The following is a 4,965-nucleotide window of genomic DNA, read 5'->3' as shown; positions in this document are numbered from 1 at the left end:
TCACGGGGGTTGTCGAATGGACTGGGATGGGCAGGGCACCTTTGCGTTATTTATCGCTTCAGGCGGTGTCGCCGGCGGCTTGATCTACTTGAAGGGGTATCAGGCCAAACTGGCTTCGAAGCTTGAGTGGGCGCGCCTAGAACGGATGGGGCATGATGTCTCCGACGACCAGACGGACCAAATTCTTCAGCTTGAGGCGAAGGTCGATCGGCTCACGGAGCGGCTGGACTTTACCGAGAAGCTCCTTGGTGATGGGGCCGGCAAGACCGGTCCCGAAGGCGACGCCTGAGCAGGTCGGCCGAGCCCATCACAGGCGTCAGTTTCGTGGACCCCAGAAGCGCTTGAAGAGGCGGATGCCAGCTTCGATCCGAGTACTCTCTGGCACATGGCCTCCACTGCCTTCGATCGTCGTGAGCAGGCGGAGGTGAATCTCCATCGGTCGCGGGGCTTCACCGAGCATCCACGGAGTGACTGTGTCGTAGCGTAGTCCACCACCGATCTGATGCATCGTGATGCCGCTCTCGACTTCAAGAACTGCGTCGTCCAGATCCGCATCAGGGTTGATCAACTCGTACTGATCCCGGCCCTTGTGAAAGAACCGGTACTCCCCAGAGATCGTGAGCGCATCCGACAGATGAAGCGTAGGCGCCGCCTCAATCGTCATATATGTGCCCGGGGTCCACATGACCTCTGTTCGGGTCGAAGCCGGTGGCATCGCCAGCTCAGGAGGAGCCACACGTTTTGTCAGGGAGGTCGACCCCTGAACAGCATATCGCCCGCCAACACTCAAGCCGATGCGCCGACCGAAGAGAAGGGTGGCAAAGAGACCGCCCTCTAGGTCCAATTGGCCCTGTCCGGTCCCGTGATCCAGGAGGACGTCGACATGGTCCGGCGCCCCTGTGGGCAACCTCGCCATGAAGCTGCCGACTAGGCGATAGCCAATCCGTCCTACTGCGGCGCGAACCGCATCTTCCCGTGGCTCGATGAACCTGTCCGTCCTGGTCGAGGCCTCAGATTCGGGCCCGAGGTCCGGTTCGACTCTCCTGACTGCCTCGCCGGATTCGATCGGCTCGGTCCAGCGTGGAGTTAGGTTGTCGAGCAGGCGGACTCGAGCCGATACCTCGACGTCTCCCACCGCGTAGATGCCCGAACGGGTTTCCAGCGCCGCCGCGTTGATACCCGACCCCGCCACGGCGGGAAGTAATGGAAATCCTTCGGTGGAAAGGACGTCGGCTCCCAAGGCCATGGGGTGCAGGCCTAGCAACCCGGCCGCGATGAGATCCGCACTGAGGGTCGTGGCGGCCTGCTGCAACGCTAGCCCTGAGGGGGAACTCGCGAACGGGAAGAACGGCGTCGCTCCGTACGCACCCGTCATCGCGGTGTTGAACTCGCGCATGCGCTGGGCGAGTGCCTGAGCTGTCGCGCATTCCGGGGTAAGGCCGCCCGAACATATCGTTGCAGCGTTCGCAGAGGCGGAGGCGTCAGCGCTCATCGTGCTGCCCAAGAAGGTCGTAACGGAAGCCGGAGCCGTGATCGTGGGGTTGAGTCCCAGGTTCCCGTTCTCCGTGTCCGGGACGAAGTGCACATCGAGCACGGTGCGAGGTCGGACCCAGGGCAGGACCGCCCCGAGGGTGAGCCAGTCGAAGAGGCCGATTTCGAGGCCCCAGTCGACTTGGGTAATGTCCTGCGTGATTCGTCCGTCCGTCCTGCCCAGGACGGGGAGGTAGGCCCCGTCACCCGTCACATCTCGGACAATATTTTGCAGCGACGGCATCCCGGGGAATAGGGTGAGCGACGTCGGATCGGTCAGGTCGTCGCCAAGCTGCTCTTTCGTTTTGGATCCGTCTGGAAGTCGCCCGAATCGTGTGTCCCAAGACTCGAATGTTGGGTGGGCCTGAAGCCTGATACGACCCCGCGGTACCATCGTCTGGTCCATGACCTGGGCCGTCAGAGGTGGCGCGCTGAGGAGCATCGTAAAGAGTGCTCCGAACAGACGAAGGCGCATGCTGTGGTCGATCAAATGTGGGTCTTAAACCGAGGTTCGTGGTGGGGCTGGAACAGGAGGCCCGAAGTGGCGTTGTGTCGCACAGTATAAGGGCTTTCGGGAATCCGAGGAACACGGTTGTTGGGTCAGAAAACCCATTGACCCTCTATGTCGTTGTGCCTAGCTTCGTTGGCGCATCACAATGCGGGAGTAGCTCAGTTGGTAGAGCAGCACGTTGCCAACGTGCAGGTCGCCGGTTCGAGTCCGGTCTCCCGCTTTCGCGGTGGGGGTGGCAGCACACAGCTGTCCGCCTCCACTGGGTACCTGGCGCCGTGGCCAAGTGGTAAGGCAGAGGACTGCAAATCCTTTATCCCCAGTTCGAATCTGGGCGGCGCCTCTGGAGAAATGTTTCGGGTAGGCTAAGAACCCTGGTCCAGGTGGCCGGGGTTTTTCTTTTGCTCGTAACTGCCGCTCGTAATGAATTACGAGCACGCTCGATTCTGGGGCACCCAAAACGTCCCAGCCATGATCTCGACTGGGGCGCTGGAGCCTACTCGGGGCAGGGGGCAGTCTACTCGTCGCTTCCCTCGGCTCGCCGGGCTTCCAATGGGATCACATCGGCGGGCTGCGAGTCGTCGCCTTACCGAACCCAAGAGTCAGCAACGAGCGCCCCAGACCAGATTCAGAAGATCGTGATGCCAAGTGGAGAGGTAGGCGCGCTATAGAGAGTGGACCCATCGAACGGGTTGGCGTTTCTGTTCTGCGGGGCTCCTCGCGCGTCGAAGATGATGACCTTGGAATGCCCGCCGATCCTCAGGGTCTTGCGTGGCCGAGACTTGGGCCGTTTTCTGCGGTTCAACCCTGCCTCTCGTTCCGCTTCAAGCGATCGCTCATGGAAGTCCGGATCTACCCGAATCTCAGCCGGCCTGACGCCGGTCTAAAACCCAAGCAGGAGAGCCAGCGTCCCCTACTGCCTCAGCATGCCCGGCATTGCCCTGTGCTGGAGGCAGGAAGCTCACTGGGGTTTCTCACCCATCCACCGTTGAACGAGAACGAGGCGTTCTATGTGGAGTACCGCGGGGACGGGCGCTATGAGTTCAAGTTCTTCATGAGTAATGCGACCGGCGGGTGGGGACCCATCTTTTCTGTCACCTGGACACTTCCTATGGGGAGCGTGGGGATGATGAGAGAGGAGGTCCAGTTTGCTGGCCCTGATCCGGGTGTCACAGAAGAGGGGGCGCTGCGGATGGCGCGGGCGTTCGTGGTGCCAGAAGACTTCGGCACGCCACCCGGTGCTATCACGCTGCGTGGAGCGTACAACTTCAAGACACCAGAGGGATGGGACTCGGTTTACACGCCGGTCCTCAATATGGTGGATCGCCCGGTCGCTCCCATGCTCATCGTCCGCGTCGAGACCGACTGGTACGCGCACCAGACCGAGTTCAGGTATGTCCTTCAGCCCGGCGAAGGCCTTCCGGGCAGCCACAATCTCCCGATCGGCCAAGTGCACTTCGTCCCACGCGAAGAGGTCGTTCTCGTCGAATGCAACTCAAAAGAGATTGAGGAGATCCGTGACCAGCGAGAGCAGTTCAATACCGACAAGGCTGCGCATCGAACTACGACGCGCTTCGGACTGGAATACAGCCCTCACTACTCCAAAGAAAGCCGGACGCGGCGATAGGTGGGAATGGGTGGTCCTCCCCGGGCACGAAGAGCGAGCGATGATTGCACGTGTCCGCTTTGAACGTCGGCGGCCCTGCGGTCACCCGTATCCCGTAAAGTTGTGAGAGGGTGCCTTTAGAAGTCGGAGTGAGGTTTCATGCCCAGTCTGGCACTCCTTAGTATTTGCGGTGTCGATGTGCCTGCCACCTTAATCGAGATCAACGAGGATGATCCCGCCCGCCCGAATCACACTGAAGGCCTCCCCGAGAGACTGCCAAACGCCCGATCAGCGGCGGTGCGGAGTAATGTCAGTTCAGCGTCGCCGTGCACCGTCGAGACGAATCCCGCCTCGAAAGGCGAGGGGGCAAGGTAAATTCCACCATCGAGCATGGTTTGAAAAAATTGAGCGAATAGATCTCGATCCAGCTCTGCGGCGGAATCCCAGTCTGATATGCGATCCGATGAAAGGAAGTATCCGAACATGGCTCCCGCGCTCGCCACTGAAATCGGAACCCCTGCCTGGGCGGCGGACTCCCGGAGGACGGCCGCGGTCTCTGCCGCGGTTTCTTCGAGCCTATCCCATACCCCGGGTTCGGAAATAGCCATTAGGGTCGACAGTCCAGCCTTCATGGCGAGTGGATTTCCGCTCAGGGTGCCCGCCTGATACACCGGGCCGGATGGAGCGACTAGATCCATGATGTCGCCACGACCTCCAAACGCACCGACAGGAAGCCCCCCCCCGATCACCTTGCCCAGTGTCGTCATATCCGGTGCAATACCGAACCGACCCTGAGCGCCGCCGAGGCCCACCCGGAACCCTGTCATCACTTCGTCGAAAACCAACAGTGCCCCGTGTTGTGTAGTAAGGTTTCGGAGAGACTCTAAGAATCCTTCCTCCGGGAGCACGAATCCCATATTCCCCGCCACGGGCTCCACGATGACTGCGGCCACCTCGCCAGGAAAGCTCTCGAGGATACTCCGAACCGAGTCTGCGTGGTTGTATCGCGCGACGAGGGTGTCGGAGACGGCACCGCTAGGTACGCCAGGAGAGTCGGGAAGACCTAGGGTAGCCACACCAGAGCCCGCCTCGACCAGAAGCAGATCGGCATGCCCGTGATAACAACCCGCGAACTTCACAATCTTCTGTCGCTTCGTGAACGCACGAGCTACACGAAGGGCGCTCATGACGGCTTCAGTCCCCGAGTTGACCATTCGGATCTTTTCGATCGAGGGCATCGCATCGCAGATGAATTCCGCGAGTTTCACCTCATCTGGGCAAGGTGCACCGAAGCTGGGACCTCGGTTCAGCGCATCGGGCC

The 4,965-nt window shown here is 60.8% G+C and carries 4 protein-coding genes and 2 tRNA genes; 4 read left to right on the top strand and 2 right to left on the bottom strand.

Annotation, left to right across the window (positions count from 1 at the left end):
* Positions 1-289 (top strand): hypothetical protein (locus tag OSA81_13310; GenBank protein MDE0899978.1); only part of this gene is annotated, 289 nt, incomplete at its 5' end.
* A gap of 27 nt (positions 290-316) precedes the next feature.
* Here the strand turns inward: OSA81_13310 and OSA81_13305 are convergent.
* Positions 317-2,005 (bottom strand): hypothetical protein, encoded by a 1,689-nt coding sequence (locus tag OSA81_13305; GenBank protein ID MDE0899977.1) that lies wholly within the window; start codon positions 2,003-2,005, stop codon positions 317-319.
* 183 nt (positions 2,006-2,188) lie between these two features.
* Here OSA81_13305 and OSA81_13300 point away from each other — a divergent pair.
* From OSA81_13300 to OSA81_13290, 3 genes are all read left to right on the top strand, one after another.
* Positions 2,189-2,261: transfer RNA gene (locus OSA81_13300), tRNA-Gly, on the top strand.
* 49 nt (positions 2,262-2,310) lie between these two features.
* Positions 2,311-2,381 (top strand) — tRNA-Cys (locus OSA81_13295).
* Positions 2,382-2,783: 402 nt separating this feature from the next.
* On the top strand, positions 2,784-3,665 hold the full coding sequence (locus OSA81_13290) for a hypothetical protein (protein MDE0899976.1): 882 nt from the start codon (positions 2,784-2,786) through the stop codon (positions 3,663-3,665).
* 227 nt (positions 3,666-3,892) lie between these two features.
* On the opposite strand, the gene OSA81_13285 is transcribed toward OSA81_13290, so the two are convergent.
* Positions 3,893-4,965, bottom strand: a 1,073-nt coding sequence (locus OSA81_13285) for a glutamate-1-semialdehyde 2,1-aminomutase (protein ID MDE0899975.1), incomplete at its 5' end; no start/stop codon positions are given.

This window comes from Longimicrobiales bacterium (genome assembly GCA_028823235.1).
In the GTDB taxonomy this organism is placed as follows: domain Bacteria; phylum Gemmatimonadota; class Gemmatimonadetes; order Longimicrobiales; family Gaopeijiaceae; genus UBA2589.
This window is presented reverse-complemented; position numbering and strand designations above follow the sequence as displayed.